We start from the raw sequence: 25,723 nt of genomic DNA, 5'->3' as shown, positions 1-25,723 counted from the left end.
GGATTCACCATGAGCAACGTCGACCACGCCGAAATCGCCAAATTCGAAGCCCTGGCTCATCGCTGGTGGGACCGCGAAAGCGAGTTCAAGCCTTTGCACGACATCAACCCGCTGCGGGTCAACTGGATTGACGAACGCGTCAACCTGGCCGGCAAAAAAGTACTGGACGTCGGTTGCGGCGGCGGCATCCTCAGCGAAGCCATGGCCCAACGTGGCGCGACCGTGATGGGTATCGACATGGGCGAAGCGCCCTTGGCCGTGGCCCAATTGCACCAACTGGAGTCCGGGGTGAGCGTGGAATACCGCCAGATCACCGCCGAAGCCCTGGCCGAAGAGATGCCCGAGCAGTTCGACGTGGTCACCTGCCTGGAAATGCTGGAACACGTGCCCGACCCGTCCTCGGTGATCAGCGCCTGCTTCCGCATGGTCAAGCCCGGCGGCCAGGTGTTCTTCTCCACCATCAACCGCAACCCCAAGGCTTACCTGTTCGCGATCATCGGCGCCGAATACATCATGAAGCTGCTGCCGCGCGGCACCCATGACTTCAAGAAATTCATCCGTCCGTCCGAGCTGGGTGCGTGGAGCCGCCAGGCCGGGCTGACCGTCAAGGACATCATCGGCCTGACCTACAACCCGCTGACCAAGCACTACAAGCTGGCCAACGATGTAGACGTCAACTACATGATCCAGACCCTGCGCGAGGAGTGAGCCTGTGAAGTTGCGAGCGGTTCTCTTCGATATGGACGGTACCCTGCTGGATACCGCGCCGGACTTCATCGCGATCTGCCAGGCGATGCGCGCCGATCGCGACCTGCCGCCGATCAACCCCCAGCACATCCGCGATGAAATCTCCGGCGGTGCGCGGGCAATGGTTGCGGTGACCTTCTCGATGGACCCGGAATCCCCAGGTTTCGAAGAACTGCGCCAGGAATTCCTCGAGCGTTACCTCAAGGGCTGCGCGGTCCACAGCAAGTTGTTCGACGGCATGGCGGAGTTGCTCGAAGACATCGAGAAGGCCAAGCTGATCTGGGGCGTGGTCACCAACAAGCCCCTGCGTTTTGCCGAGCCGATCATGCACCAACTCGGCCTGGCCGAACGCTCGGCACTGCTGATCTGCCCGGACCACGTGAAAAACAGCAAGCCGGACCCGGAGCCGATGATCCTGGCCTGCAAGATGCTCGGCCTGGACCCGGCCAGCGTGCTGTTCGTGGGCGATGACCTGCGCGACATCGAGTCCGGCCGCGACGCCGGCACCCGCACGGCGGCGGTCACTTATGGCTACATCCACCCGGACGACAACCCACGCCATTGGGGTGCCGATGTGGTGGTGGATCATCCGCTGGAACTGCGCAAGGTGCTGGATAACGCACTGTGCAGTTGCTGATTACTCAACGCCCCCACCCTCTATGAAGATCCAATGTGGGAGGGGCTTGCGCCCGATAGCGGTGTGCCAGCCCGCACCTCTATGACTGATAGGCCCTCATCGGGGGCAAGCCCCCTCCCACAGGGGATCTTCAGTGTTTTCAGAGTTGGGGTTCATAAGCTGCTGAATTTTATCGAGGCTATTTATGTTTGATTACTCCGCGCGTCCAGACCTGCTCAAAGGCCGAATCATCCTGGTGACCGGCGCCGGTCGCGGGATTGGCGCGGCGGCGGCGAAAACCTACGCCGCCCACGGCGCTACCGTGCTGTTGCTGGGCAAGACCGAAGCCAACCTTGCCCAGGTATATGACGAGATCGAAGCCGCAGGCCAACCACAGCCGGTGGTGATCCCCTTCAACCTGGAGACCGCCCTGCCCCATCAATACGATGAGCTGGCGGCGATGATCGAGAAAGAATTCGGCCACCTCGACGGCCTGCTGCACAACGCCTCGATCATCGGCCCGCGTACGCCGCTCGAACAGTTGTCCGGCGAGAACTTCATGCGGGTGATGCACGTGAACGTCAACGCGATGTTCATGCTGACCAGTACTTTGTTGCCGCTGCTCAAGCTGTCGAAGGATGCCTCGGTGATGTTCACCTCCAGTAGCGTCGGCCGCAAGGGTCGGGCTTACTGGGGCGCTTATGGCGTGTCGAAGTTTGCGACCGAAGGCTTGATGCAAACCTTGGCCGATGAGCTTGAGGATGTGGCAGCAGTACGCTCCAACAGCATCAACCCAGGTGGCACGCGCACCAGCATGCGCGCCCAGGCGTATCCAGGGGAAAACCCGATGGAACGGCCTGCTCCGGAAGAAATCATGCCGGTGTACCTGTACCTGATGGGGCCGGACAGTGCCGGCATCAACGGCCAGGCGTTCGACGCGCAATAACCGGCACATTGTAAAACCAAATGTGGGAGGGGGCTTGCCCCCGATTGCAGTGGATCAGTCAACAGATACAGTGACTGTCCCACCGCTATCGGGGGCAAGCCCCCTCCCACATTTTTCAGCAGTGTGGTTTAGTTTTTCACCACTTCTTCAAGGGTGAAGCGGCCCAATGGGTTCTGCAGGAAGTTGCTCACATTCTTGCGTGAGATGTTGATGTAAGGGCTGTAGTACAAGTCGATCCAGTTCACATCCTGTTTCGCCAGTTTCTGCAATTCCACATACATCTGCTCACGCTTGGCCGGGTCGGCCTCGATCCGTGCCTGGGCCACCAGGTCCTTGACCTTGTCGTTCCTGTAGCGGGTCATGTAGTTCTGGTTGGTGTCGTGGCCCAGCACGAAGGTGGTCTTCTGGTCCGGGTCGAGGATGTCGTTGGTCCAGTACATCACCGAAATATCGTACTCACCGTCCACCAGCATCTGCCAGCTCTGGGTCGGATCGACCTTTTGCAGGTTGGCGGTTACGCCGACCTTGGCTAACTGGTCCTTGATGATCACCGCAATCTGCTCGTCGGCTTCGTTGCCGGCGTTGACCACGTAGTTGAGCTTCAAGTCCTTCGCACCGGCCTGCTCCAGCAGCTTCCTGGCGGCGGTGGGGTCATACGGGCGCTGCAGGTTGTTGGCGTAGTGGTACAGCGAGCCCTTTGGAATGTAGGAATAGGCCACAGTGCCCTGACCGTAGGTGGCGGTCTTCACCAGCGATTGTTTGTCGATGGCCATGTCCAGCGCCTGGCGCACTTCCGGCTTGGCCAGCAACCCGTGGGCGTGGTTGATCAGCAGGTGATCTTCACGGGTGGACGGGTCGGCGTGGATCACCACGTTCTTGTCTTTCTTCAGCTCTTCAACCCGCGAGAACGGTACGAAGATCGCCGTGTCCAGCTCATTGTTCTGCACCATGCGCATGCGCGTGTTGTCGTCGGTAACGGAGACCCACTCCACGCCATCCAGGCTCACGTTCCTGGCCTGCCAGAAGTTCGGGTTCTTCTTCAGGATCACCCGATCGCCCTTGCGCCACTCGTCTACGGTAAACGCGCCGGACGTCACCGGGTTTTCCGAGTAGGCGTCTTCGCCCATCTTGGTCATGGCTTTTTCCGACAGGATCGACACCGTCGGCGACGCCAGTTGCGAGAGGAAGGCGACGGCCGGGGTTTTCAGCGTGACCACCAGGGTTTTCGGGTCCGATGCCTTGGCCGTGTTGATCAAGTTGAACGGATCAGCCCACAGCGAAGCCTTGTTGTCGCGGATACGCAGCAGGCTGAATGCCGCATCGTCGGCGGTAATGGTCGAGCCATCGGAGAACTTCGCGTCACGCAGTTTGAAGGTGTAAGTCAGGCCGTCCTTGGAGATATCCCAGCTTTCGGCCAGGCCCGGCTCCATCTTGGTGCCCAGGTTGTCCACGCGTACCAGGGTGTCGTAGACGTTGGCGAAGACCCAGGTGTCGCGGTTTTGCGCGCTTTTGATCGGGTCGAACGTGGTGCTGTCTTCACGGCAGCCGATGGTCAGGACACCGGCGGCCTGGGCGAAACCGGCGGTCAGCGACCAGGCGGTCAGTGTGGCGGCGGCGAGCAACTTCAAGTGGCGCGATTGCATGTCATAACTCCTTGTTCATGAATGGCAGGGATGGGTCAAAGCAAAGGTTCTTCAAGCACGCAACTGTACCGATGCTCGTGCAGGAAATGGGTCGGCGGCAACACCACGGAACACAGGGTGCGGGCATGCCGGCAACGCGGGTGAAAGGCGCAGCCTGTGGGCAGATTCAGTGGGCTCGGTGGTTCACCCGGCAAGGGTTCTGTCGGCAATGGCCGATGCGGATCGATCTCGGGAATCGCCTGGATCAACGCCGCCGTGTACGGATGACGTGGCGCCGTGAAGACCGCCTCCACCGGTCCTTCCTCGACGATCTTGCCCAGGTACATCACCGCCACGCGGTCACACAATCGGCGCACGATGGCCAGGTCATGGGCGATAAACAGGATCGCCAGGTTCATGCGCTGTTGCAGTTCCAGCAGCAGGTTGATGATCTGGCCCTGGATCGACACATCCAGCGCCGCCACGCACTCGTCGGCGATGATCAGGCGTGGCTCAACCGCCAGCGCCCGGGCAATGCCGACGCGCTGGCACTGGCCACCGCTGAGGGCGGCGGGTTTGCGGCTGGCGAGTTCGGGGCGCAGGCCGACCAGGTCGAGCAGTTCATTCACACGAGCTGCAACCTGCTCTGGCGCGACTTTGCGCTGCACGCGCAGCACTTCGGCAATGGTTTCGCCGATGGTGTGGCGCGGGTTCAACGCAGCGTACGGGTCCTGGAAGATCATTGCGGTTTCATGCCGCAGACGAGTGATGTCGATGGCGCTGCCATGGGCCATGTCGATGCCGTCAAACAACACCTGGCCGGCGCTGATCGGGTTGAGGTGCAGGATGGCGCGGCCCAGGGTGCTTTTGCCGCTGCCCGACTCACCCACCAGCCCCAGGGTTTCACCCGCCGCCAGGTTCAGCGACACGCCGTTCACTGCCCTCACCCACTGCTTGTTCAACCCGAACACGCCGGTGCCGGACGCGGCAAACTTCACCTCAAGGTCCTTGATCTGCAACAGGCTCATGGCTGCGCTCCCAACGGGTAATGACAGGCGACCCGAGCACCTTCCGGCAACACCTCGGTGCACAACGCGCCAACCTGCGGGCAACGCGGGTTGAACCGGCAACCGGCGGGTAATGCATCCAGCAACGGCGGTTGCCCGGGGATCGTGCGCAGCAAGGCGTGACCGCTGCTGTGGGCGGGCTGGCAATCGATCAGGCCGGCGGTGTAGGGATGCTGCGGTCGAGCCAGCAAGTCGTATTTGCTGCCGTGCTCGCACAGCCGCCCGGCGTACATCACGGCGATGGAATCACAGGTTTGCGCCACCACGCCGAGATCATGGGTAATCATGATGATCGACAGACCGCGCTGGTCGCGCAATTCCAGCAACAACCGCAGGATTTGCGCCTGCACCGTCACATCCAGGGCGGTGGTGGGTTCGTCGGCGATCAGCACTTTAGGGTTGCAGCCCAGCGCCACGGCGATCATTGCACGCTGGCGCATGCCGCCGGAAAACTCGTGGGGGTAGTTGTCGACCCGCGCCTGGGGATCGGGGATGCCAACCTGGCGCAACACGTCGATGGCCTGCAATCGCGCGTCTTTTTTCGACGCGCCTTGATGCAGGCGGATACCCTCGGCAATCTGCTCGCCGATACGCATCAGCGGATCAAGGTGGCTGCTGGGGTTCTGGAAAATCATGCCCAGTTGGCCGCCACGCACGGCGCGCATGCCAGCGTCATCCAATGCCAACAGGTCCTGGCCGGCCAGCCGCACCGAGCCGCCTTGCACGCGCAGGCTGGGCGATGGCAGCAGGCGCATCAGGCCACGGCAGGCCATGGTCTTGCCTGAGCCGCTTTCCCCTACCAGGCCGAGGATTTCGCCTTCGGCCAGATCGAACGACACCCGATCGACCAGGGTTACATCGCGCCCCGCATTGTTGGCGATGACACTGAGGTCGCGCACTTGCAGCAGACTCATGAGCGGTCCCCCAACACTTGCGCCACGCCATCGGCCAGCAGGCTGAAGCCCATGGCCAGGGTCACGATGGCCAGCCCCGGAAAGGTGCAGATCCACCAGGCCGTGGTGATAAAGGCCTGCCCCTCGGCCACCATGGTGCCCCACTCGGCGGTCGGCGGTTGCACGCCCAGGCCCAGATAGCTCACGGCGGCGCCATTGAGCAGCACCAGCACCGCGTCAGACATGGAAAACACAATCGAGCCGAACATCGCATTGGGCAGCAGATGCCGGAACAGAATGCGCCCGTGGCCAAAGCCCAGGCTCTTGGCGGCCAGGGCAAACTCGCTTTCCTTGAGCACCAGGATCTGCGAGCGGATCAGCCGCGCATACGACACCCAGCCCACCAGCGCCATGGCGATGTAGAAACTCTTCAGGCCCGGCCCGAGGATGGCCATGATCGCGAGCATCAGCACCAGGAAGGGAAACGCCAGGATCACGTCGATCACGCGCATGCAAACGCTGTCGAAGCGCCCGCCGATATAGCCCGAGACCGCACCGATGAAGGTGCCGATCATGAAAGGGAAGATCACCCCGACAATGGCCAGTTGCAGGTCGATGCGAGCGCCCCAGATCACCCTCGAAAGAATGTCTCTTCCGTAGTTATCCGTGCCAAACGGATGTATAAGGCTTGGAGCGAGTAAACTGAAATCAGGGTTCTGCGCAATCGGGTCATACGGTGCAATCCACGGCGCAAACAGCGCAAGCGCCAGCCACACCAGCAGGATCGCCAGGCCCCACGCCGCCGTCAGCCGACCATTGCGCAAACCGAAACGCAGGCGCAAGCGCCACGGGGCAATCAACGGGCGGCTGCTCATTGCATCTTCACCCGTGGGTCGAGGGCCACCGTCACCACGTCAGCGATGAAGTTGACCACCACCGTCGCGCAGGCCAGCACCATGGCCACGCCCTGCACCACCATGTAATCGCGGGTGAAAATGCCGCGCACCAGCAATTGGCCGATACCGGGAATGGCGAACAGGCTTTCGATCACCACCGTGCCGCTGATCAGCCAGCCGATGTTCACCGCCAGCAGGTTGACCGCCGGCACCAGGGAATTTGGCAACACATGCCGACGAAAAACGGCGGTTTCCGACAGCCCACGGGCGCGGGCCGCGGTCACGTGATCGGCCTGCAACTCCATCAGCATGCTCGCCCGCAGGTTGCGCACCAGCACCGCCGATAACGCCAGGGCAATCGTCAGGCACGGCAGCACCATGTGATGCGCCTTGTCCAGCCAGGTGCGGCCGTAGCCGGACACCGGAAACAAGCCCCACTGCACACTCAGCAACAGGATCAGCATCAAGCCCAGCCAGAACGCCGGCATGCCCAGGCCAACCGTGGTGAACACGCGGATCAGGTTGTCCGCCCAGCCGCCCTTGTTGCGTGCGGCCCAGGTCGCCAGCGGCACCGCGATCAGCAGCGCCAGCACCACGCTGCCCAGTACCAGCACCAGGGTGGGCTCGATGCGCGTGACAATCAGCTTGAGGGCGTCGACCTTGTACAGCAGCGATTGGCCGAGGTCGCCCTTGAGCAGGTTTTTCAGGAAGTAGAAGTATTGCTGCCACAACGGCTGGTCGAGGCCGTACTGGGCGCGAATCTTCAGCAAGGCATCCGGCGTGCTGCGCGAGCCCAGCAAGGCGCGCGCCGGGTCGCCAGGGATCGAGCGCACCAGCACAAAGGTGATCAGGCTGATGCCAAACAGCACCGGCAGCAACTGCAGCGGCCGGGACAGCACAAAACGGTAGCGCGCCAGGTTCATCCGTCAGCCTCGGTGACGCGAGAGGAAGTCCAGCAGCACCGGGAAATATGCCTGGGGCTCTTCATAAAACGGCATATGGCTGCTGTTGGGGAAAACATGCAATTCGGCGTGCCGGGCCGCCATTTTCATGCGCATGGCGCAGGCCGGGGTGAGTTCGTCGTGCTGGCCGGTGGTGATCAGGATCGGCATCTTGAACGCGGCCATCTCGGGGAGGCGGTTCCAGTCCTTGAGGTTGCCGATGTAGAGGAATTCGTTGGGACCCTGCATGGTTTCGTAAGGGCCCATGTTCCAGTCGTCGAGAGAGCGTCTGACCGGTGCAGGCCACTCGTCCAGCCGGCACACGTGGCGGTAGTTGAGCAAGGTAATCGCGGCCTGGTACTGCGGGTGGTCGAGGGTACCCATGGCTTCGTGACGTTGCATCATGGCCACGGTTTCGCCGCCGAGGGCGCCGCGCAGGCGCTCCAGTTCCTGGGACAGGTGCGGAATGTCGCCCACGGTGTTTTCGAGGATCAGGCTTTTCAGCGCGTCGGGGTAATGGATCGCGTATTCGATGCCGAGCCAGCCGCCCCAGGAATGCCCGAGCAAATGCACGCGGCCCAGGCCAAGGGCCTGGCGCACGGTTTCGACTTCTTCGACATAACGGCGGATTTCCCACAGCGCAACATCGGTGGGTCTGGCTGATGCGCCCGTGCCAAGCTGGTCGAATGCAACCACTCGCAGGTTATGCTCCTTGAGCCAGCCATGGGCGTCGCGCAAGTAGTCACACGGCAGGCCCGGCCCGCCGTTGAGGCACAGCAGCACCTCATCGCCTTCGCCGAAGCTGTAGACCACGAGGTTATGGCCATCGACTTGCACGTTGTACTGCTGGTCGGGGGCAATTTCACGCCACATGCATACATTCCTTGTGTTGTATCGGCCTGGCAGGTAGCGGCCGTTGATCGGCCAACACTACCGAGGATGCCGCGCGTCCATAACCTAGTATTTCTTATAGGTTTGGCCTGGCAGTCCTTCGCCGGGGCGTGGCATTCTACTTGCCGCAAGTCGAGATTCAAATGAAATCGGGAGCAGAACGGATGCTGGCCAAGCTGACTGCCTTAAATCACCGTCTGATGCCGGGCAGGAGCCTGGACGAGCAGATGGACAACACCTTTATCCTTGCCCAACAGTTGGGCTTCGACGCCTTGGTGTACGACTACACCCCGGTGCCGATCGACCAGGATGGCGCATTGATCACCCCCTCGGTGCTGCAACTACGCAACACCCCGGCCGACTGGCATGCCTTGTGGTGCAGCGAAGGGTTCTACCAGATCGATCCGGTGCAACACCTGGCTCTGAGCCGGGTGTCGCCGTTCGTGTGGTCCTACGACGTCAAGGCCGACACCCCCCTGCAAAAGATCATCGATCCCTGCCACGCGCCGGTTTCATCCTACCTGCATGACCAGCAATTGACCTGCGGCGTCAGCGTGCCGATCCACCTGCCCCGTGGCGGCTTCGCCTCGCTGACCGGCCTGCGCACCGGCAACGCCCGCAGCGTGTTGAAGGATGCGCAGCAGACCTTGTCGGACTTCAGCCTGATTTCCCATGCCTTGCAGGAAGCGGCCTACCCATTGTTCAGCAAAGAGCTGCGCACTTACCCGCATATCCACCTGACCAAACGCGAACGTGAGTGCCTCAAATGGGCCGCCGAAGGCCTGACTGCGGCCGAAATTGCCACGCAATTGAGCCGTTCGCTGGCGGTGGTCACCCTGCACCTGGCCTCGGCCATGCACAAACTGGGGGCCAAGAACCGCGTGCAGGCGGTAGTGCGCGCCACCCATTACCGGCTGCTGGAAGACTGACACCCCGGCAAAACCTAGCTGTTTTGCTAGTTACCTAAATTTCTGCCACGCATTATCGTGTCCCTGATCCTTTTTTCAGAGCAGGGTACGAAATGGAATTCATCGAAAAAATCCGCGAAGGGTATGCGGCGTTTGGCGCCTACCAAACCTGGTACCGCGTCACCGGTGACTTGTCGAGCGGTCGCACGCCCCTGGTGGTTATCCACGGCGGCCCCGGATGCACCCATGATTATGTTGACGCGTTCAAGGACGTCGCCGCCAGCGGTCACGCGGTGATCCACTACGACCAGTTGGGCAACGGCCGCTCCACCCATCTGCCCGACAAAGACCCGTCCTTCTGGACCGTGGGCCTGTTCCTCGAAGAACTCAACAACCTGCTGGACCACCTGCAGATCAGCGATAACTACGCGATCCTCGGCCAGTCCTGGGGCGGCATGCTCGGCAGTGAGCACGCGATCCTGCAACCCAAGGGCCTGCGCGCGTTCATCCCGGCCAACTCGCCGACCTGCATGCGCACCTGGGTCAGCGAAGCCAACCGCCTGCGCAAATTGTTGCCTGAAGGCGTGCATGAAACCCTGCTCAAGCACGAAGCCGTCGGCAACTACCAGGACCCGGAATACCTCGCCGCGTCGCGGGTGTTCTATGACCATCACGTATGCCGGGTCATCCCGTGGCCCGAGGAAGTGGCGCGCACCTTCGCCGCGGTCGATGCAGACCCGACGGTGTACCACGCCATGAGCGGCCCGACCGAATTCCATGTGATCGGCAGCTTGAAAGACTGGAAATCCACTGGCCGCCTGTCGGCGATCAACGTACCGACGCTGGTGATCTCGGGGCGCCACGACGAGGCCACGCCGCTGGTGGTCAAGCCGTTCCTGGACGAAATTGCGGATGTGCGCTGGGCGCTGTTTGAAGACTCCAGCCACATGCCCCATGTGGAAGAACGCCAGGCGTGCATGGGGACTGTGGTGAAGTTTCTGGATGAGGTGTGTTCGGCACAATACAAAGTGCTCAAGGCCGGCTGAATGCTCAAGCTGGATGCATTCCAATTGTGGGAGGGGGCTTGCCCCCGATAGCGGTGTGTCAGGCGCCAATCACTCAGTTGATCCACCGTCATCGGGGGCAAGCCCCCTCCCACATTCAGGCCTCGCTAGCCTCGGGTTTGGTGACCTTCCTAGGCACTTCCGCCACCAACGGGATCTCCCTGCCCTCGGCATCAAACAACTTGCCGCCCTTGAAGTAATCCCCATCGCGCAGTTCCGACACATCGCGAAAGCACAAGCTGCGTTCGGTCCCCGCCACGAAAACCGACTGCTGGTCCGAATTGCCGGCGGTGAAATGGTTGAACGCCAGGTTCAGCAGGATCGCCATGATTGCCGACGAGCTGATCCCCGAGTGGAAAATGGTCGCGAACCAGCTCGGGAAGTGGTCGTAGAAGCTCGGTGCCGCAATCGGGATCATGCCAAAACCGATGGACGTGGCCACGATGATCAGGTTCATGTTGTTGCGGTAATCCACCTTGGACAAGGTGCGGATACCACTGGCCGCCACGGTGCCGAACAGCACAATCCCGGCCCCGCCCAGCACTGAAGTGGGCACCGCCGCGATGACCCGGCCCATGAAGGGCAACAAGCCGAGGATCACCAGGAACAGCCCGCCCGTGGCCACCACGAAGCGGCTCTTGACCCCGGTCACCGCCACCAGCCCGACGTTCTGGGCGAAGGCGCTCTGGGTGAACGAACCGAAGATCGGCGCGAACATACTCGACAGCATATCGGCACGCAGGCCGTTGCCCAGACGCTTGGAATCGACTTTGGTGTCGATGATTTCACCCACCGCCAGAATATCCGCCGAGGTCTCGACCAGGGTCACCATCACCACGATGCACATGGAAATGATCGCGGCCACATGGAAGGTGGGCATGCCGAAATGGAAGGGTGTGGGGAAACCGAACATCGGCCCCTGGGTCACGCCGGAGAAGTCGGCCATGCCGAGGAACACCGCAATCACGGTGCCGATCACCATCGCCAGCAGGATCGACAAGCGCGAGATGGTCGCGCTGCCTATCTTGCTCAGCAGCAACACCAGCACCAGGGTCAACGCCGCCAGGCCGATATTGGACATGCTGCCGAAATCGGCGGCGCGGCTGTTGCCGCCCATGGCCCAGCGCGCGGCAACGGGCATCAGGGTCAGGCCGATGGTGGTGATCACAATGCCCGTTACCAACGGCGGGAAAAACTTGGTGATCCGCGAGAACACCGGGGTTATCAATAATCCGATAAACGACGCGGCCATTACCGCGCCAAGAATCGCCGGCACACCGCCGGCGCCATCACTGCCGACAATCGCCACCATGGTTGCCACACCGGCGAACGACACGCCCTGCACCAGCGGCAACTGACAACCAAAAAACGGCAGGCCCAGGGTCTGCAACAGCGTGGCCAGGCCACCGGCGAACAACGACGCGGCGATCAGCAGGCCGATATCCGCCGGCGACAAACCCGCCGCCTGGCCGACGATCAACGGTACCGCGACGATGCCGCCGTACATGGTGAGCACATGTTGCAGGCCGTAAGCCATGTTGGCGGCGACGCCGAGATTCTCATCTTCTGGCCGCTGCGGTGACGCCTTCGGGATAGTCATGGTGAGGGGTTCTCTGTTTTTGTTGTGCGGCCACTGTATGCAATGTTTGGACTTGATGTCCATAGAGTTGTATACAATCAATCGAACAAGTTACCCTCCGTCGGCGTTACAAAAACAATCCGGCCGTGATGAGCCAGAACGCCAAAGGACCCATAACAATGAAAAAGGCACTACAGGGCGCAACCGTCGCACTCACCCTCCTCGGCGGCGGGGAGGCCGTCGCGGTGGAATGGATGAACAACAGCGTAGGGTTTCGCTACGGCCAGCAGTTCACCAACCCGAACAACCCCGACGAATTCAGCAAGCGCATCTACAGTTTTACCCACGCCAGCGGCTACCGGTACGGCAGCAATTTCCTCAACCTCGATGTGTTCCTGTCCGACAGCCGCGACCCGCGCAAGGGTACGGATCATGGCGGGAGCGAGGTGTATGCGGTGTACCGTCACCAGTTGTATGCATCGCGGGTGTTCGATGTGCCGCTGGGCACTGGCCTGGTCAAGGATTACGCGCTGACGTTGGGGTTCGATGCCAACCGCAACAACAACTTCGCCTCAGCCAGGAAGCGCGCCCTGGTGATCGGCCCGACCTTGAAGTTCAACACCGTCGGCGTGCTGGACCTGAGCCTGCTGTACTACAAGGAAAAGAACCACACCGGTATCCCCGGCGCGCAGGAGTCGAACCACACGTTCGACGATACCTACATGCTCAACCTGACGTGGATGCGCCCGTTCGAGATTGCCAATCATGCGGCGAAATTCCAGGGTTTCATCAATTATGTCGGGGAAAAAGGCGAGGACTATCACGGTCGCGACACCGCGCCGGAAGCCCTGATGCGCACCACGCTGATGGTGGCGGTGCGACCGGGCAAAAGCGTCAAGCCGAACCTGTACCTGGGGGTGGGTTACGAGTATTGGCATAACAAGTTCGGCGTGGATGGCGGCCGGGGTAGCCGCACATCGACGCCGACAGTGAACCTGGAAGTGACGTTCTAGGCGGCTGCCAGTTCCGAATCCTCGGCCTTGGGCCGCGCCAGCCAGTACCCCAGCACGGCCAGCGGCGCGGTCGCCAGCATCACAATCACGGTAATCAGCAGTGGCTGGTCAATCATTGACGACACCAGCAGGCTGCTGAGAAAGCACAGGCCCAATTGCAGCGTATTTTGCAGCGCCGCCGCCTTGCCGGAGTTTTGCGCAAACGGCATCAGCGCGTTCGCCACGACGATGGGGTAACTGGCACCGTTGCACAGCGCCATCAGGCAGAACGGAATCAGCAAGGTGGTAAGGCTCGGCACGGTCAAGGTCGCGACCAGGTACAACGCCACCATGCTGATGCAATACGCCAGCAGCAGCCACGGCAACAGCGTCTTGCCCTGGAAGTGTTGCAAGGCGCTGCGGCAGCTGTAGCCGCCGACCAGAAACGCCAAGGTCGGCAGCACGTAGCTCAGGCCGATGTCATTCGGACTGTAGCCCATGCCGCCCAGGATGAAGGGCGACGCCGTCAGCCAGGCGAAGAAACTGGCCGAGCACGCGGCAAAAATCATGACATTGCCGGTAAACACGCGAGACGTCAGTAACTGTCCATAACCCAGGCGCGAAGGTTCGCCCTTCGCGGCCTGACGTTTCTGCGCAGTACGCAGGAACAACGTCGGCAACAACAGCAACAACGACACACCCAGCAATACGCCGAAGATCGCCTGCCAGCCGAAGTGACTCAGCACCATCGCGCCCAACAGCGGCGCTAAAGCCGGTGACAACGACATCAGCGGCATGATGCTGGCGAACACGCGATGGGCCTTGTCGGCCGGGTAACGGTCGATCACCAGGGCTTGCCAACTGACGGCGGCGGCGCATACGCCAATGGCTTGGATAAAACGCAATGCCAGCAACTGAGGCGCCGTTTCGACCCAGAACATGCCCGCACAACCGAGCACAAACAGGCTCAGCCCGGCGAGCAGGATCGGCTTGCGCCCCAGGCGGTCGGACAACGGCCCCCATAACAACTGCCCGACCGCAAAGCCGGCGAGGAAAATGCTCAAGCTGGCGCCTACTGCACCGGCGCCAATCTGCAAGTGCTCGCCCATGGCGCCGAACGCCGGTAAATACATGTCCATGGCGAGGTAACCGAGCATGCTCAGCCCCGCCAGATACCCAGTGAAACCAAAAGAATTTTTCATTGAAGCCTTGTTGATCCTGCCATCAAACTATTTGCTGACTGGCGCCCATTATGAAGCTGACAGTTTTGGTGTGAAGCGATAATAATTGGATACTTTTATCAATAAATTTGAAGGCAACCGCCATGTGGTCCGAATATTCGCTGGACGTTGTCGATGCAGTCGCGCGTCATGGCAGCTTCAGCGCAGCTGCCCAGGAACTGCACCGGGTGCCGTCGGCCATCAGCTATACGGTGCGTCAGATCGAGGAATGGCTGGCAGTGCCGTTGTTTGTGCGGCGCCACCGGGACGTCGAGCTGACGCCGGCCGGCCGGCTGTTTATCGACGAAGCCCGTGGCGTGATGAAAAAAATGCTCGGCACCCGACGCCTTTGCCAGCAAGTGGCCAACGGCTGGAGTGGCCAGTTGAAGGTGGCGGTGGATTCCATCGTCAAACCCCAGCGCTGCCGGCAGTTGGTCATTGATTTCTACCGGCAGTTTCCCGAGGTCGAGCTGTTGCTGGAATACGAGGTGTACAACGGCGTGTGGGATGCCCTGGCGGATGAGCGCACCGACATTGTGATCGGCGCCACCAGCGCGGTGCCGGTGGCCAGCCGCTTCACCTTTCGCGACATGGGGTTGTTGAATTGGCTGTGTGTGGTCAGTGCGCGCCACCCGTTGGCCAGCGTCGAAGGCTTGCTGAGTGACGATCAACTGCGCCCCTTCGCCTCGTTGTGCATGACCGATACATCGCGCAACCTGCCCAAACGCGACACCTGGACCCTGGATAACCAGCGTCGGCTGGTGGTGCCGAACTGGTCATCGGCCCTCGATTGCTTGCGTGATGGCCTGTGCGTCGGCATGGCGCCGGCGCATCAGGTGCTGCCGTGGATCGAGCGCGGGGAATTAGTGGCGCTGCAATTGAGCCGGCCGTTTCCTGCCAGCCCGTCGTGTGTGGCCTGGGCACAGGACAGGCTGTCCCCGGCCATGGCCTGGCTGCTGGAGTATCTGGGCGATACCGAAACCCTGAACCAGGAATGGCTCAACGGGCCTGATCCAGTAGCCGGGTAATGGCCCGCACGATCATCTCGACCTCCTTGGCAGCCAGGGTCAGCGGCGGCAGCAGCCGAATGACCTTGCCCCGCGTCACGTTGATCAGCAGGCCGTGTTCCTGGGCCGCGCGCTGGGCCAGGTCACGATAAGGGCTCGCCAGTTCGATCCCGATCATCAACCCCTGCCCACGAATCGCCAGGACGTGCGGGTGCTCACCCAGTTCCACCCGCAACCGCGCCAGCAAGCGCTCGCCCTGTAGCGCCGCGTTCTGCAGCAAACCTTGTTCTTCGATAATGTCCAGCACGGTGCACCCCACGCGACACGCCAACGGGTTGCCGCCGAAGGTGCTGCCATGGCTGCCCGGCGTAAACAACTGGGCCACACCGGCCCGCGCCAGGCAGGCGCCGATGGGTACGCCGTTGCCGAGGCCCTTGGCCAGGGTCATCACGTCCGGGACGATGCCTTCATGCTGGAAGGCAAACCAGGCGCCGGTGCGCCCAATGCCGGTCTGGATTTCATCGAGCATCATCAACCAGCCATGGCGGGTGCAGTGATCACGCAGGGCTTTCAGGTAGCCCGGTGGTGCCGGCAGTACGCCGCTTTCACCCTGGATCGGTTCCAGCAGGACCGCTGCGATCCGCGCGCCAAACGTCTGGGTGATTGCCTCAAGCGCAGCCAGATCGCCAAAGCCCACCTTGAGAAAGTCCCCCGGCAAGCGCTGGAAACCCAGGCGTACCGACGGCCCGTCACTGGCAGCCATGGTGCCGAGCGTACGGCCGTGAAAAGCATTTTCCATCACCACCACCAACGGTTCTTCAATGCCTTTTTTCCAGCCATGCAGCCGCGCCAGTTTCAGCGCTGTTTCGTTGGCCTCGGCACCGGAGTTGTTGAAGAAGGCCCGGTCGAGGCCAGACAGTTGAGTCAGGCGTTGGGCCAGCCGTTGTTGCCAGTCGATGCTGTAGAGGTTGGAGGTATGCAACAACAAGCCAGCCTGCTCGCTGATGGCCGTCACCAACCTGGGGTGCGAATGGCCGACATTGGTCACCGCCACACCGGCCACCGCATCCAGGTATTCACGGCCCTGCTGGTCCCACAGGCGCGTGCCCAGGCCGCGGGTAAAGCTCAGCGCCAGGGGTTGGTAAGTGGTCATCAAGCAGGCGGCGGTCATGGTGCGGCTCCAGTGCATCGTTGGGATGGCTTCAGTATCGTTAGCCACCTGAGCTGGATAAACTGCACATTCCTGCAATGACTTTAAACCAGGGCTTGATAATGGATCTGTTCCAGGCAATGTCGGTGTACGTGAAGGTGGTCGAGACTGGCAGCATGACCGCCGCAGCCCAAGCCTGCGGGATGTCGACCACCATGGTCGGCAACCACTTGCGCGCGCTGGAACAACGCCTTGGCGTCAGCCTGCTCAAGCGCACCACGCGCAAACAGAGCCTCACGGAATTCGGCGGGCAGTATTACCAGCGCTGCCTGGAAGTGCTGGGCTTGGTGGCCGACTCCGAGCAACTGGCCGAACAAGCCCATAGCGATGTCCCCAAGGGCACCCTGCGCATCACCGCGCCCCCCGTATTCGGCACCGAACGCCTTACACCGGCCTTGAGCGAATTTTCCCGGCGCTATCCGCTGATCAACCTGTACGTGGTGTTGAGCAATGAGCGGATGGACTTGGTTGACAGCGGCTTCGACGTGGCGATACGTCTTGGCGAACTGGAAACATCGAGCCTGATCGCACGGCCCATGCAGGACTACACCCTCACCCTCTGCGCGTCACCTGCTTACCTGGCGCGACGCGGCACGCCTTCGACACCCGAGGACCTCAGGCAGCATGACTGCCTGGCGTTCGCCTACCCGGCAAATGACAATTGGCGCGACACCGAAAAACTCTGGCGCATGACCGACGATAGCGGCGAGGTGGAAGTACCGGTGTCCGGCTCATTGACCATCAACAGCTCGCAAGGCTTGCGCCAGGCAGCCGTCAACGGCATGGGCATCATCATGCTGGCCGATGCCCTGGTACAACCGGACCTGGAGAGCGGCAAACTGGTGGCCCTGTTGACTACCTATCGACTGCCCAGCCGCCCCATGCATCTGCTCTACGGCCAGGACCGTTATCGCCTGCCCAAGCTGCGCGCCTTCGTGGATTTCGCCATGGAAAAGTGGGCGCGCTAGAAGCCCACGCCCAACTCACGCAACTGCGCTGCCGTGCGCGCGGCAGACACATGGTGAATCCCCTGCCAGCCCAGAGCGATGGCCGCTTCGATATTGCCGGCAACGTCATCGATAAACACCACTTCAGAGGGCTGGATATCCGGCAACTGGGCCCGTACCTGACTGAGGCTGGCGTGGTAGATCGCCGCGTCCGGCTTGATCAGTTTCAACTCGCCGGACACCACGATGTCGCGAAAATACTGCAGGAACGGGTAGTTGGCCCGCGCATAGGGAAACGTCTCGGCAGACCAGTTGGTAAGCCCGAACAACGGTATATCGGCGCGGTGCAACGCTTCGAGGATCGCCACGCCTTCCGGCAACGGCCCTCGCAGCATCTCGTGCCAACGGTCGTAATAGGCTTGAATCAAGCGCTCATGATGCGGGTACTGCTCGATCAGGCTGCGGGTGCCTTCGGCCAGGGAGCGACCGGCGTCCTGCTCGGTGTTCCAGGCCTGGGTGCAGATGTGGTCGAGAAACCATTGTCGCTCGTGATCATCGGCAATCAGCTTGCGGTACAGGTGCTGCGGGCTCCAATCAAACAGGACACCGCCGAAATCAAAAACCACTGCACGAATTGTCATACGCTCCTCCCAATTAATGTGCTGCATCAGTCTCATACCGGTGACCTGCGTCGGCAAGTAAGCAGGCGTAGGACCGCTCCGATAATTTTCCGGCTCACGCACAACAGGTATCGCTGCAACGCCCATGCATTCAGGCCTGAACCTTCCATTGCAGATCGGCTTCATACAGCCTGTAGTACTTCTTTCACCCCCCGCGCACAAAATGTCTCTAGTGTCGCGCTGTGTAATCGAGGGAATGCTCTGTTCCGGAAGGAATCATCCAACATGCCGATAAAACATGACTTGGAGCAACTCAATGAGCGACATCATCTCCCCTGTCATTTCACCTTCCGCGCTAAGCCTGCACACACTGCTGGGCGCTCAAGCCACTCAGTCGACCGGCACCGTCCAAGCGGCGAACAGCTCGATCATCGACGCATTTGAACGTGCCAAGGAGCGGACGGGAATAGTACCGAGCCACCTTGTTCCCCTGCAGAACATCGCAGCGGCCACCAATTCCATCATTGGCGTACGCCCTGTAGAAACCGTGGCTACCGGGATGATAGCGGCCGGTCACCCCACCAAGGACTTTCACATCAAAGGAAAAAGTGCCGACTGGGGACCGCAAGCTGGCCTGATCTGTACGAACCAGGCGTTCAGCAAGCTTGAAAAATTCAAGGAGGACGCCCCCGCCAAAGTGACCAGCGCCAATGAGCAAATCCAGGCATGCATTCGCGACGGGCACGCTGTCGCGGTCCCCTTGGAGATCTCGGGCGAGCGTATCGGCGAACTGATAAAACTCGGACACATTGCCCAGTTGGCAACAAGGCCCCACGAAGAAGCACTGCGTTTCAGTGCCCAAGGCCCCAGTCGACAGCAGTATGCATTTGAAGGTAGACGCACATCTGCGTCAGAAGACAGCTACCTCATCACCCATGAGGGAGTACCGGTTGAAGTCCTGGCGAAACACGCCGGTGGCAAGGCGTTGACCGCCGATTATGACCTGCACATGGTGGCGCCTCACATCAGCGATTTTGGCCCTCAGGATAAAATCCCGGTGCCCGATGTGGCGCACAGTGTTTTCACACAACGGATCGACAGCTACAGGCATCGACATTCAATCACTGGCTGTTTTCAGGTGCCCGAAGCGCTGCGTGCAGACTATGAAAGCGCCGCCCGTTTCTATCAAAAGGAAGACCCCGACTTGGGTAACGCCACGTCACGGATAAAGCAGATGATAGCGTTGATCAATCATCGATTGGTCGGTAACGGAGAGCGGGTGGTACACCACAATGCGGACTCCGGCAGCCCGGCGACGGACGTCGACGCCAACTACCCGGCAACCTTCTTTCTGCCAGTCAAACTGGGACGGTTCGATGAAATCTGCATGATCAACGACAGCCAAGACATGGCGGAGCTGGTCAAAACAGCCAAGGACAGCGGCTATCACGTTCCGATGAATCCGCTTTGGGAGAAAGAAATAGTGAGCATCAGGCGTTCTGACTTCGTCAAAGCCCAACAGCGGTTCAACCAAGGCTGAACACGCCAGGGCGTCAACAAAACAGCAGCCTCATAACAGGGTTATGGAGACTGCTGTCGGCCCAGATCGTTACGCCGAGATCAGACCGTTAATCTTCACGGTAGGATTCACGTCAGCCTCGTAGTCCACGCCGTCGACTTCAAAGCCGAACAAACGCAGAAACTCAGCCTTGTAGCCGGCGAAATCGCTGATCTCGTTGACGTTTTCGTCGGTGACCTGGTTCCACAGGGCCGCCACGGCGTCCTGGACTTTCGGTTCCAGTTCGGCCAGGTCGGCACGCAGGCGGCCGTCGGCGTCGAGCTTCGGCTCTTTGCCGTACAGGCTGTCCTTGAACAGGCCATAGACCTGCTCGATGCAACCTTCGTGGGTGCCCTGTTCTTTCATCACTTTGAACAGCAGCGACAGGTACAGCGGCATGATCGGGATAGCGGAGCTGGCCTGGGTGACCACGGCCTTGAGCACCGACACACGGGCGTCGCCCTTGAGCGCGGCGAGGTTGTCGCGCAGGGTCAGGACTTTCTTGTCGAGGTCTTTCTTGGCTTCGCCGATGGAGCCGTTCCAGTAGATGTCCTGGGTCAGCTTCTCGCCAAGGTAGGTAAACGCAGTGGTCTTGGCGCCTTCGGCCAGGACGTCGGCGTCACGCAGGGCGTCGATCCACAGCTGCCAGTCTTCGCCACCCATGACTTTCACGGTGCCGTCGATTTCTTCCTGGGTCGCTGGCTCCAGGGTGGTGTCGACCACAACGCCTTTGTCGGTGTTGATGCCGCGCAGGGTCACGGCCTTGCCGATCGGCTTGAGGGTGGAGTTGTGCACCACGCCTTGCGGGTCGGTACGGCGAGGCGCGGCCAGGCTGTAGACAACCAGGTCGATCTTGCCCAAGTCTTTCTTGATGGTTTCGATGGTCAGGCGCTTGATCTCGTCGGAAAACGCGTCGCCGTTGATGCTCTTGGCGTACAGGCCTTTTTCGACGGCAAACTTCTCGAACGCGGCGCTGTTGTACCAGCCGGCGGAGCTCAGCTTGCCTTCTTCGCCTTCTTTCTCAAAAAACACGCCCAGGGTGTCGGCGCCACAACCAAACGCGGCACTGATGCGCGCGGCCAGGCCGTAGCCGGTGGAAGCACCGAGGACCAGCACCTTTTTCGGGCCGCCTTCGATGACGCCGTGTTGGGTCACGTAGTCGATCTGTTCCTTGACGTTCGCTTCACAGCCAACAGGGTGAGCGGTCACACAGATGAAGCCACGAACCCGCGGTTTGATGATCATAAAATTTCTGCCTCTTCCAAGGTGCCGAAGGCCAGTGGTGGCCATTCAACTTCAATCGTACCGGTCTATGACGTCCAAAAAACCGAAGCGTCACGATAGTCGCAAATCTTCCGTTTACAAAATCCAATCCGCTCAACACTACCAGGGTTAAAAACCCTAGTGAGCCTTCACAATTTTGCAATATTTAAAACGCCTACGCGTCGTGGAACGGCTTATGATGGCGCAGTTGTTTCAATATGTTTCAAAACCCCCACCACTCGCGGCCACGGATCCGGACCTGTCGAATGGCGTCCTGCTGGAGCTGAGTTTCATGAAAAAGCCTGCTTTGCGTAAAAAAGCGGTATCGGTCGCCTGGGTATTCGGCGTGCTGCTGATTATGGATATTTTCCCGGAAACCACTTTGGTATTTCTCGGGCTGGTGGTGATCTGCGGCATTTACGACTTCCTGCGCAATGGCCTGTATGACGCGCCCACCGCCAAGAAGTACTTTATTGGCAGTGGCCGTAACACGTGGCTGCTGGCGCCGTTCAACACCCTGTTCGACCTGTTGAGCTGGCGTAACCGATACGTTTACCGGATGGACGATCTGCCGCCGGCCTGGCGTGAAGACCTGCAACGGGTGATCGAAAACGCCATGGCTCATAAGGATGAAATCATCGGTTACCTGAACGAACGCATGGCCGAGAAAAAGCGCGGCATGTTGTTTTTCCAGTGGTACGGCCAGCCCATTGAGACGACCCTCGACATTCCGGAACTGCGCAAAAAACTGCCGTTCGTGAAGACTATCGGCGTGTCCGTGTTCAACGAAAACCGCTCGACCTCCTTCCACTTCGGCCCCCTGCGCATGATGTTCCGCGTGCTCTACAACATGGCCCCGGCACCGCATCACGAGGGCGTCTACATCCAGGTCGGCCAGCACAAACACTACTGGCATGACGACCCGCTGTTTATTTTCGATGACACGCTGATGCACGCGTCTTTCAACAAAAACGATGCCAAGCGTTACTGCCTGTTTATCGATATCGTGCGGCCGACCCCGGTGCCCCGGGTGCTCAACGCCGTGATCGCTGGGTTTGCCGGGATGGCCTTTACCCTGCGTCGGGTTTTCTACAAAAACTGGAAGCTGATTCAGTGAGTTCTGCGGCATGATGGTGCTGGACGGTATTTGCGCTGGGCCTTGCGCCTGAGGTAAATAACCGTCTCGTGCGACCGAATTCGGCGCCCATCATTCTCAAGCCATCGCGGCCCCTTGCGGGTGCGGTGGCTGCGCTTTCAAGGAATCAGAATGCCCCAACGTCAAGTCATCAATGCCTCCGTCAGCCCCAAGGGCAGCCTCGAAACCCTGTCTCAACGTGAAGTCCAGCAACTGAGCGAAGCCGGTACCGGCAGCATCTACACCCTGTTCCGCCAATGCGCCCTGGCGATCCTCAACACCGGCGCGCACATCGACAACGCCAAGACCATCCTCGACGCCTACAAAGATTTTGAAGTGCGCATTCACCAACAGGACCGCGGCGTGCGCCTTGAACTGCTGAACGCTCCGGCAGACGCCTTTGTCGATGGCGAAATGATCGCCAGCACCCGCGAGATGCTGTTCAGCGCCCTGCGCGATATCGTCTACACCGAGAACGAGTTGGACAGCCAGCGCATCGACCTGAGCAACTCCCAGGGCATCACCGACTACGTGTTCCACCTGCTGCGCAACGCCCGTACGCTGCGCCCGGGTGTAGAGCCGAAGATCGTGGTGTGCTGGGGCGGGCACTCGATCAATACCGAAGAATACAAATACACCAAGAAGGTCGGCCACGAACTGGGCCTGCGCAGCCTTGACGTGTGCACCGGTTGCGGCCCTGGCGTGATGAAAGGTCCGATGAAAGGCGCGACCATTTCCCACGCCAAGCAGCGGATTACCGGCGGGCGCTACCTGGGTCTCACCGAGCCAGGCATCATCGCGGCCGAGGCGCCAAACCCAATCGTCAACGAGCTGGTGATTTTGCCGGACATCGAGAAGCGCCTGGAAGCGTTCGTGCGCGTTGGCCACGGCATCATCATCTTCCCGGGCGGTGCCGGTACAGCAGAGGAATTCCTCTACCTGCTGGGCATACTGATGCACCCGGACAACCGTGACCTGCCGTTCCCGGTCATCCTCACCGGGCCGAAACACGCCGCGCCGTACCTGCAACAACTGCACGCATTCGTCGGCGCCACCCTGGGCGAAGCGGCCCAGGCGCACTACCAGATCATCATTGATGATCCGGCGGAAGTGGCACGCCAGATGACTGCCGGCCTCAAGGCGGTGAAGCAGTTCCGCCGCGAGCGCAACGACGCGTTCCATTTCAACTGGCTGTTGAAGATCGACGAAGGCTTCCAGCGCCCGTTCGACCCCACCCACGAAAACATGGCCAGCCTGCAATTGAGCCACGCCCTGCCGCCCCACGAACTCGCCGCCAACCTGCGCCGCGCGTTCTCGGGGATCGTAGCGGGTAACGTGAAGGACAAAGGCATCCGCCTGATCGAACAGAACGGCCCGTATGAGATCCACGGCGACCCGGCCATCATGAAACCGCTGGATGAGTTGCTACAGGCCTTCGTGGCCCAGCACCGCATGAAGTTGCCGGGCGGCGCGGCGTATGTGCCGTGCTACCGCGTGGTGCAATAAGCTAGCGCTGTACCGCCACACATTTGATTTCCACCAGCAGGCCGGGGTGCGCCAGTTCGGACACCCCGATAGTGGTCCAGGCGCAATGCCCACGTGGAAACAGGCGGTTTTTCACCTCACGGAAAACCGCCATGTGCTGGCTCATGTCGACGTGATAAGTGGTCATGTCCACCACATCGTCGAAGGTGCAACCGCCCTCTTCCAGCACCTGCCGCAGATTCTCCCAGGCCGCGACGAATTGCGCCTCGGGGTCCTCGATCACCGCCAATGCAGCCGTACGCCCGACCTGACCGGCGCAGTACAACGTCTTGCCCACCTTGACCGCGGGCACGTAGCCGGCGCGCTCGACGATTGAGTGCATGGAGGGAGGGATGATGAGCTGGCGGTCGGTCATGGCTTGTATCTCTTTAAGCCCGGCAGGCGAGCACAGTTGGGACTAGTGTTTTACCTGTTCCGACTCACCCACACCAGATGAGCACCCTATGGACCGACGGATATTGTCCTCTGTCATTCCTTACCCTAAGGTAAGGAATATCACGATGGAGATCTTCAACATGGCTATCGCTACACTCACCTCAAAAGGCCAAATCACCATTCCTGTCCAGGTCAGGACAGCCCTCGGCCTGGAAACAGGGGATCGGGTTGAATTCGTAGAAATGGAAGATGGGCAGTTTTCCATCATTGCCGCGAGCAAAACGGTGCATGACCTCAAAGGGCTGATCCGCAGCTCCGCCAGGGCCGTCTCCATCGAAGAGATGAACCAAGCCATCGCAACGCAGGGGGCAAAAGCCGGATGATCGGGCTGGATACCAATGTGCTGGTGCGCTACATCACCCAGGATGATCCCGTTCAATCTGCCAAGGCGTCCGATCTGATCGAATCACTGACCACTGCCTCGCCGGGCTTTATCAGCCTGGTTTCCATTGTGGAGTTGGTGTGGGTACTGCAAAGCTGCTACCAGTCGGCCAAAAGTGATGTGGTGATGGTACTGGAGACCCTGCTGCGCACCCGCGAATTGACCGTAGAACATGCCGAGATCATCTGGCAGGCGCTGCGCACGTTTGTGGCGAACAAGGCTGACTTTGCAGACTGCCTGATCGAGCGCTGCGCCCATGCCGCCGGTTGCGAGTACACGGCAACCTTCGACCTCAGTGCGATCAAGACCACAGGCATGAAGCGACTGGGCTGAACCGCAGCATTGCGGCAGCGGGCGGGCTTTGATACAAACCGTTTTTTACCTTGATCGAGAGAAAGACCGACGTGCGCACGTTTCTACTCGCAGCCCTGGCTATGGCGCCCACTCTCGCCCTGGCCGATGCCATCACCTGGCCCGATCTGCCAAAAACCTGCTTCGTCAGCGGCCGCTCCGCCACCAGTGCGGATGTCGACAGCGGTTGCGCCGCCTTCCTGATCAATGTGAAAGGCCAGGCGGCGGGGACGCCGATCAAGCTGGATATTCCCCAATACGCGATGCATATCGACGAAACCACCGGCAAGGAAACCCCGGTGATCCTCATCCAGGCGGAGGAGAACGGCGAGGTCAAGGCCGTGGGCTATCGGGAACTGGGCACCGATCAACTCGGTGCCGCATTGTTGCGAGAGGTTCGGCTGCTGGGTACCCACAAGCCGATCTAACGCTACTTGCCAATGAAACCTGGGCTCAGCGAACCCAGCCACCACCCTGCCAGTGATACCCGTCATTACGCTGCACCCAATGCGGATGCACGTAGCGATAGCCTTCGCGTACCGGCTCCCAGTGACCATGTACCGCCACATATCGCCCGCCGTCCCAGCGCCAATAACCACGCGACCATATATAGCCGTAGCGTACGGGTGGCTCGACTTCGATCACCTGCACCGGCGGCGGTTGCGGCGCGATGACTTCCACATACTCATGTTGCACCGGCCTGCGCTCATGCACGACGCGCTCTTGAACACACCCGGATGCCGCGACGACCATGGCCGCCAATGCCCCATAACGTAGCCACATAGAAAAACCCTCGGACGCTGACGCCCAGTACCTGCACCGCTAGAAAATGCCCCCTTGTTGCAGCCTCGCTCCTGCTTGGCTCTGGAGTATTTTTAACAGGTGGCG

The 25,723-nt window shown here is 60.6% G+C and carries 27 protein-coding genes; 14 read left to right on the top strand and 13 right to left on the bottom strand.

Annotated elements, in window-relative coordinates; translation table 11 throughout:
• Nucleotides 1-9 precede the first annotated feature (9 nt).
• The 3 genes from ubiG (at nucleotide 10) to K5K89_RS09275 (ending at nucleotide 2,309) form a co-directional block, all read left to right on the top strand.
• On the top strand, nucleotides 10-708 hold the full coding sequence (ubiG, locus tag K5K89_RS09285; protein ID WP_071489061.1) for a bifunctional 2-polyprenyl-6-hydroxyphenol methylase/3-demethylubiquinol 3-O-methyltransferase UbiG: 699 nt from the start codon (nucleotides 10-12) through the stop codon (nucleotides 706-708).
• 4 nt (nucleotides 709-712) lie between these two features.
• On the top strand, nucleotides 713-1,384 hold the full coding sequence (mupP, locus tag K5K89_RS09280; RefSeq protein WP_222541274.1) for an N-acetylmuramic acid 6-phosphate phosphatase MupP: 672 nt from the start codon (nucleotides 713-715) through the stop codon (nucleotides 1,382-1,384).
• A 184-nt stretch (nucleotides 1,385-1,568) separates the two neighbouring features.
• Complete coding sequence (locus K5K89_RS09275) at nucleotides 1,569-2,309, top strand: YciK family oxidoreductase (RefSeq protein WP_222541273.1); 741 nt, start codon at nucleotides 1,569-1,571, stop codon at nucleotides 2,307-2,309.
• Nucleotides 2,310-2,437: 128 nt separating this feature from the next.
• Here K5K89_RS09275 and K5K89_RS09270 read toward each other — a convergent pair whose 3' ends face one another.
• The 6 genes from K5K89_RS09270 to K5K89_RS09245 are packed head-to-tail and all read right to left on the bottom strand — an operon-like array spanning nucleotide 2,438 to nucleotide 8,601.
• Nucleotides 2,438-3,952 (bottom strand): ABC transporter substrate-binding protein, encoded by a 1,515-nt coding sequence (locus K5K89_RS09270; protein WP_222541272.1) that lies wholly within the window; start codon nucleotides 3,950-3,952, stop codon nucleotides 2,438-2,440.
• Between the two features lie 35 nt (nucleotides 3,953-3,987).
• Entirely contained in the window at nucleotides 3,988-4,959 is a 972-nt protein-coding gene (locus tag K5K89_RS09265; RefSeq protein ID WP_071489057.1) for an ABC transporter ATP-binding protein, read from the bottom strand.
• A complete protein-coding gene (locus tag K5K89_RS09260; RefSeq protein ID WP_222541271.1) occupies nucleotides 4,956-5,912 on the bottom strand; it encodes an ABC transporter ATP-binding protein in 957 nt (318 codons plus the stop codon). Before K5K89_RS09260 ends, K5K89_RS09265 begins: the two co-directional genes overlap by 4 nt.
• On the bottom strand, nucleotides 5,909-6,766 hold the full coding sequence (locus tag K5K89_RS09255) for an ABC transporter permease (RefSeq protein ID WP_071489055.1): 858 nt from the start codon (nucleotides 6,764-6,766) through the stop codon (nucleotides 5,909-5,911). The genes K5K89_RS09260 and K5K89_RS09255 overlap by 4 nt, the downstream gene beginning before the upstream one ends.
• The gene (locus tag K5K89_RS09250) at nucleotides 6,763-7,710 is read right to left on the bottom strand and encodes an ABC transporter permease (protein WP_092247532.1); all 948 of its coding nucleotides are present in this window, start codon (nucleotides 7,708-7,710) and stop codon (nucleotides 6,763-6,765) included. The genes K5K89_RS09255 and K5K89_RS09250 overlap by 4 nt, the downstream gene beginning before the upstream one ends.
• A gap of 3 nt (nucleotides 7,711-7,713) precedes the next feature.
• Nucleotides 7,714-8,601 carry a proline iminopeptidase-family hydrolase gene (locus tag K5K89_RS09245; RefSeq protein WP_222541270.1) on the bottom strand — a complete coding sequence of 296 codons (888 nt, stop codon included), beginning with the start codon at nucleotides 8,599-8,601 and terminating at the stop codon, nucleotides 7,714-7,716.
• A gap of 182 nt (nucleotides 8,602-8,783) precedes the next feature.
• Here K5K89_RS09245 and K5K89_RS09240 point away from each other — a divergent pair, with 182 nt between their 5' ends.
• On the top strand, nucleotides 8,784-9,548 hold the full coding sequence (locus K5K89_RS09240; protein ID WP_071489052.1) for a LuxR family transcriptional regulator: 765 nt from the start codon (nucleotides 8,784-8,786) through the stop codon (nucleotides 9,546-9,548).
• A 92-nt stretch (nucleotides 9,549-9,640) separates the two neighbouring features.
• Complete coding sequence (locus K5K89_RS09235; RefSeq protein ID WP_071489051.1) at nucleotides 9,641-10,573, top strand: proline iminopeptidase-family hydrolase; 933 nt, start codon at nucleotides 9,641-9,643, stop codon at nucleotides 10,571-10,573.
• Between the two features lie 115 nt (nucleotides 10,574-10,688).
• Here K5K89_RS09235 and K5K89_RS09230 read toward each other — a convergent pair whose 3' ends face one another.
• On the bottom strand, nucleotides 10,689-12,191 hold the full coding sequence (locus K5K89_RS09230; protein ID WP_092247648.1) for a nucleobase:cation symporter-2 family protein: 1,503 nt from the start codon (nucleotides 12,189-12,191) through the stop codon (nucleotides 10,689-10,691).
• Between the two features lie 158 nt (nucleotides 12,192-12,349).
• Here K5K89_RS09230 and K5K89_RS09225 point away from each other — a divergent pair, with 158 nt between their 5' ends.
• Entirely contained in the window at nucleotides 12,350-13,183 is an 834-nt protein-coding gene (locus tag K5K89_RS09225; RefSeq protein WP_222541269.1) for a nucleoside-binding protein, read from the top strand.
• Here K5K89_RS09225 and punC read toward each other — a convergent pair.
• The gene (gene punC, locus K5K89_RS09220; RefSeq protein ID WP_093126461.1) at nucleotides 13,180-14,364 is read right to left on the bottom strand and encodes a purine nucleoside transporter PunC; all 1,185 of its coding nucleotides are present in this window, start codon (nucleotides 14,362-14,364) and stop codon (nucleotides 13,180-13,182) included. The two genes, K5K89_RS09225 and punC, sit on opposite strands and share 4 nt — an antisense overlap.
• Before the next feature lie 122 nt (nucleotides 14,365-14,486).
• Here punC and punR point away from each other — a divergent pair, with 122 nt between their 5' ends.
• Entirely contained in the window at nucleotides 14,487-15,410 is a 924-nt protein-coding gene (punR, locus tag K5K89_RS09215) for a DNA-binding transcriptional activator PunR (RefSeq protein WP_071489048.1), read from the top strand.
• Here punR and K5K89_RS09210 read toward each other — a convergent pair.
• The gene (locus K5K89_RS09210) at nucleotides 15,382-16,560 is read right to left on the bottom strand and encodes an aspartate aminotransferase family protein (protein WP_071489047.1); all 1,179 of its coding nucleotides are present in this window, start codon (nucleotides 16,558-16,560) and stop codon (nucleotides 15,382-15,384) included. The two genes, punR and K5K89_RS09210, sit on opposite strands and share 29 nt — an antisense overlap.
• 101 nt (nucleotides 16,561-16,661) lie before the next feature.
• Between K5K89_RS09210 and K5K89_RS09205 the strand changes: the two genes are divergently transcribed.
• On the top strand, nucleotides 16,662-17,567 hold the full coding sequence (locus K5K89_RS09205; RefSeq protein WP_071489046.1) for a LysR family transcriptional regulator: 906 nt from the start codon (nucleotides 16,662-16,664) through the stop codon (nucleotides 17,565-17,567).
• On the opposite strand, the gene K5K89_RS09200 is transcribed toward K5K89_RS09205, so the two are convergent.
• Complete coding sequence (locus K5K89_RS09200; protein WP_071489045.1) at nucleotides 17,564-18,187, bottom strand: HAD family hydrolase; 624 nt, start codon at nucleotides 18,185-18,187, stop codon at nucleotides 17,564-17,566. The genes K5K89_RS09205 and K5K89_RS09200 overlap by 4 nt on opposite strands.
• Before the next feature lie 295 nt (nucleotides 18,188-18,482).
• On the opposite strand from K5K89_RS09200, the gene K5K89_RS09195 reads away from it, so the two are divergent.
• Nucleotides 18,483-19,706, top strand: a complete 1,224-nt coding sequence (locus K5K89_RS09195; protein WP_071489044.1) for an anthrax toxin-like adenylyl cyclase domain-containing protein — start codon at nucleotides 18,483-18,485, stop codon at nucleotides 19,704-19,706.
• Nucleotides 19,707-19,775: 69 nt separating this feature from the next.
• On the opposite strand, the gene fabV is transcribed toward K5K89_RS09195, so the two are convergent.
• On the bottom strand, nucleotides 19,776-20,969 hold the full coding sequence (gene fabV / locus K5K89_RS09190; RefSeq protein ID WP_071489043.1) for an enoyl-ACP reductase FabV: 1,194 nt from the start codon (nucleotides 20,967-20,969) through the stop codon (nucleotides 19,776-19,778).
• A 310-nt stretch (nucleotides 20,970-21,279) separates the two neighbouring features.
• Between fabV and K5K89_RS09185 the strand changes: the two genes are divergently transcribed.
• A complete protein-coding gene (locus tag K5K89_RS09185) occupies nucleotides 21,280-22,104 on the top strand; it encodes an aspartyl/asparaginyl beta-hydroxylase domain-containing protein (RefSeq protein ID WP_222541268.1) in 825 nt (274 codons plus the stop codon).
• Between the two features lie 150 nt (nucleotides 22,105-22,254).
• Nucleotides 22,255-23,628 carry a nucleotide 5'-monophosphate nucleosidase PpnN gene (ppnN, locus tag K5K89_RS09180; protein WP_025856956.1) on the top strand — a complete coding sequence of 458 codons (1,374 nt, stop codon included), beginning with the start codon at nucleotides 22,255-22,257 and terminating at the stop codon, nucleotides 23,626-23,628.
• Between the two features lies 1 nt (nucleotide 23,629).
• On the opposite strand, the gene K5K89_RS09175 is transcribed toward ppnN, so the two are convergent.
• A complete protein-coding gene (locus K5K89_RS09175) occupies nucleotides 23,630-24,022 on the bottom strand; it encodes a RidA family protein (RefSeq protein WP_222541267.1) in 393 nt (130 codons plus the stop codon).
• Between the two features lie 145 nt (nucleotides 24,023-24,167).
• Here K5K89_RS09175 and K5K89_RS09170 point away from each other — a divergent pair, with 145 nt between their 5' ends.
• From K5K89_RS09170 to K5K89_RS09160, 3 genes are all read left to right on the top strand, one after another.
• Nucleotides 24,168-24,425, top strand: a complete 258-nt coding sequence (locus tag K5K89_RS09170) for an AbrB/MazE/SpoVT family DNA-binding domain-containing protein (RefSeq protein ID WP_071489041.1) — start codon at nucleotides 24,168-24,170, stop codon at nucleotides 24,423-24,425.
• Nucleotides 24,422-24,817 (top strand): PIN domain-containing protein, encoded by a 396-nt coding sequence (locus K5K89_RS09165; protein ID WP_222541266.1) that lies wholly within the window; start codon nucleotides 24,422-24,424, stop codon nucleotides 24,815-24,817. The genes K5K89_RS09170 and K5K89_RS09165 overlap by 4 nt, the downstream gene beginning before the upstream one ends.
• Nucleotides 24,818-24,888: 71 nt before the next feature.
• Nucleotides 24,889-25,263: a hypothetical protein gene (locus K5K89_RS09160; protein WP_231999483.1), complete on the top strand. Its 375-nt coding sequence runs from the start codon at nucleotides 24,889-24,891 to the stop codon at nucleotides 25,261-25,263.
• Between the two features lie 25 nt (nucleotides 25,264-25,288).
• On the opposite strand, the gene K5K89_RS09155 is transcribed toward K5K89_RS09160, so the two are convergent.
• Complete coding sequence (locus tag K5K89_RS09155; RefSeq protein WP_071489038.1) at nucleotides 25,289-25,618, bottom strand: YXWGXW repeat-containing protein; 330 nt, start codon at nucleotides 25,616-25,618, stop codon at nucleotides 25,289-25,291.
• Nucleotides 25,619-25,723: the final 105 nt, after the last annotated feature.

It is taken from the genome of Pseudomonas sp. DR208 (assembly GCF_019823005.1).
GTDB classification, from domain to species: domain Bacteria; phylum Pseudomonadota; class Gammaproteobacteria; order Pseudomonadales; family Pseudomonadaceae; genus Aquipseudomonas; species Aquipseudomonas extremorientalis.
Note: the sequence above shows the minus strand (reverse complement) of the source record. Positions and strands in the feature narration are given on the sequence as shown.

Excerpts from the sequence above, each read along its gene's own strand:
- ubiG (WP_071489061.1), top strand. The coding sequence starts at position 10 with ATGAGCAACGTCGACCACGCCGAAATCGCCAAATTCGAAGCCCTGGCT.
- K5K89_RS09275 (WP_222541273.1), top strand. The coding sequence starts at position 1,569 with ATGTTTGATTACTCCGCGCGTCCAGACCTGCTCAAAGGCCGAATCATC.
- K5K89_RS09270 (WP_222541272.1), bottom strand. The coding sequence starts at position 3,952 with ATGCAATCGCGCCACTTGAAGTTGCTCGCCGCCGCCACACTGACCGCC.
- K5K89_RS09265 (WP_071489057.1), bottom strand. The coding sequence starts at position 4,959 with ATGAGCCTGTTGCAGATCAAGGACCTTGAGGTGAAGTTTGCCGCGTCC.
- K5K89_RS09260 (WP_222541271.1), bottom strand. The coding sequence starts at position 5,912 with ATGAGTCTGCTGCAAGTGCGCGACCTCAGTGTCATCGCCAACAATGCG.
- K5K89_RS09255 (WP_071489055.1), bottom strand. The coding sequence starts at position 6,766 with ATGAGCAGCCGCCCGTTGATTGCCCCGTGGCGCTTGCGCCTGCGTTTC.
- K5K89_RS09250 (WP_092247532.1), bottom strand. The coding sequence starts at position 7,710 with ATGAACCTGGCGCGCTACCGTTTTGTGCTGTCCCGGCCGCTGCAGTTG.
- K5K89_RS09245 (WP_222541270.1), bottom strand. The coding sequence starts at position 8,601 with ATGTGGCGTGAAATTGCCCCCGACCAGCAGTACAACGTGCAAGTCGAT.
- K5K89_RS09240 (WP_071489052.1), top strand. The coding sequence starts at position 8,784 with ATGCTGGCCAAGCTGACTGCCTTAAATCACCGTCTGATGCCGGGCAGG.
- K5K89_RS09235 (WP_071489051.1), top strand. The coding sequence starts at position 9,641 with ATGGAATTCATCGAAAAAATCCGCGAAGGGTATGCGGCGTTTGGCGCC.
- K5K89_RS09230 (WP_092247648.1), bottom strand. The coding sequence starts at position 12,191 with ATGACTATCCCGAAGGCGTCACCGCAGCGGCCAGAAGATGAGAATCTC.
- K5K89_RS09225 (WP_222541269.1), top strand. The coding sequence starts at position 12,350 with ATGAAAAAGGCACTACAGGGCGCAACCGTCGCACTCACCCTCCTCGGC.
- punC (WP_093126461.1), bottom strand. The coding sequence starts at position 14,364 with ATGAAAAATTCTTTTGGTTTCACTGGGTATCTGGCGGGGCTGAGCATG.
- punR (WP_071489048.1), top strand. The coding sequence starts at position 14,487 with ATGTGGTCCGAATATTCGCTGGACGTTGTCGATGCAGTCGCGCGTCAT.
- K5K89_RS09210 (WP_071489047.1), bottom strand. The coding sequence starts at position 16,560 with ATGACCGCCGCCTGCTTGATGACCACTTACCAACCCCTGGCGCTGAGC.
- K5K89_RS09205 (WP_071489046.1), top strand. The coding sequence starts at position 16,662 with ATGGATCTGTTCCAGGCAATGTCGGTGTACGTGAAGGTGGTCGAGACT.
- K5K89_RS09200 (WP_071489045.1), bottom strand. The coding sequence starts at position 18,187 with ATGACAATTCGTGCAGTGGTTTTTGATTTCGGCGGTGTCCTGTTTGAT.
- K5K89_RS09195 (WP_071489044.1), top strand. The coding sequence starts at position 18,483 with ATGAGCGACATCATCTCCCCTGTCATTTCACCTTCCGCGCTAAGCCTG.
- fabV (WP_071489043.1), bottom strand. The coding sequence starts at position 20,969 with ATGATCATCAAACCGCGGGTTCGTGGCTTCATCTGTGTGACCGCTCAC.
- K5K89_RS09185 (WP_222541268.1), top strand. The coding sequence starts at position 21,280 with ATGAAAAAGCCTGCTTTGCGTAAAAAAGCGGTATCGGTCGCCTGGGTA.
- ppnN (WP_025856956.1), top strand. The coding sequence starts at position 22,255 with ATGCCCCAACGTCAAGTCATCAATGCCTCCGTCAGCCCCAAGGGCAGC.
- K5K89_RS09175 (WP_222541267.1), bottom strand. The coding sequence starts at position 24,022 with ATGACCGACCGCCAGCTCATCATCCCTCCCTCCATGCACTCAATCGTC.
- K5K89_RS09170 (WP_071489041.1), top strand. The coding sequence starts at position 24,168 with ATGGAGATCTTCAACATGGCTATCGCTACACTCACCTCAAAAGGCCAA.
- K5K89_RS09165 (WP_222541266.1), top strand. The coding sequence starts at position 24,422 with ATGATCGGGCTGGATACCAATGTGCTGGTGCGCTACATCACCCAGGAT.
- K5K89_RS09155 (WP_071489038.1), bottom strand. The coding sequence starts at position 25,618 with ATGTGGCTACGTTATGGGGCATTGGCGGCCATGGTCGTCGCGGCATCC.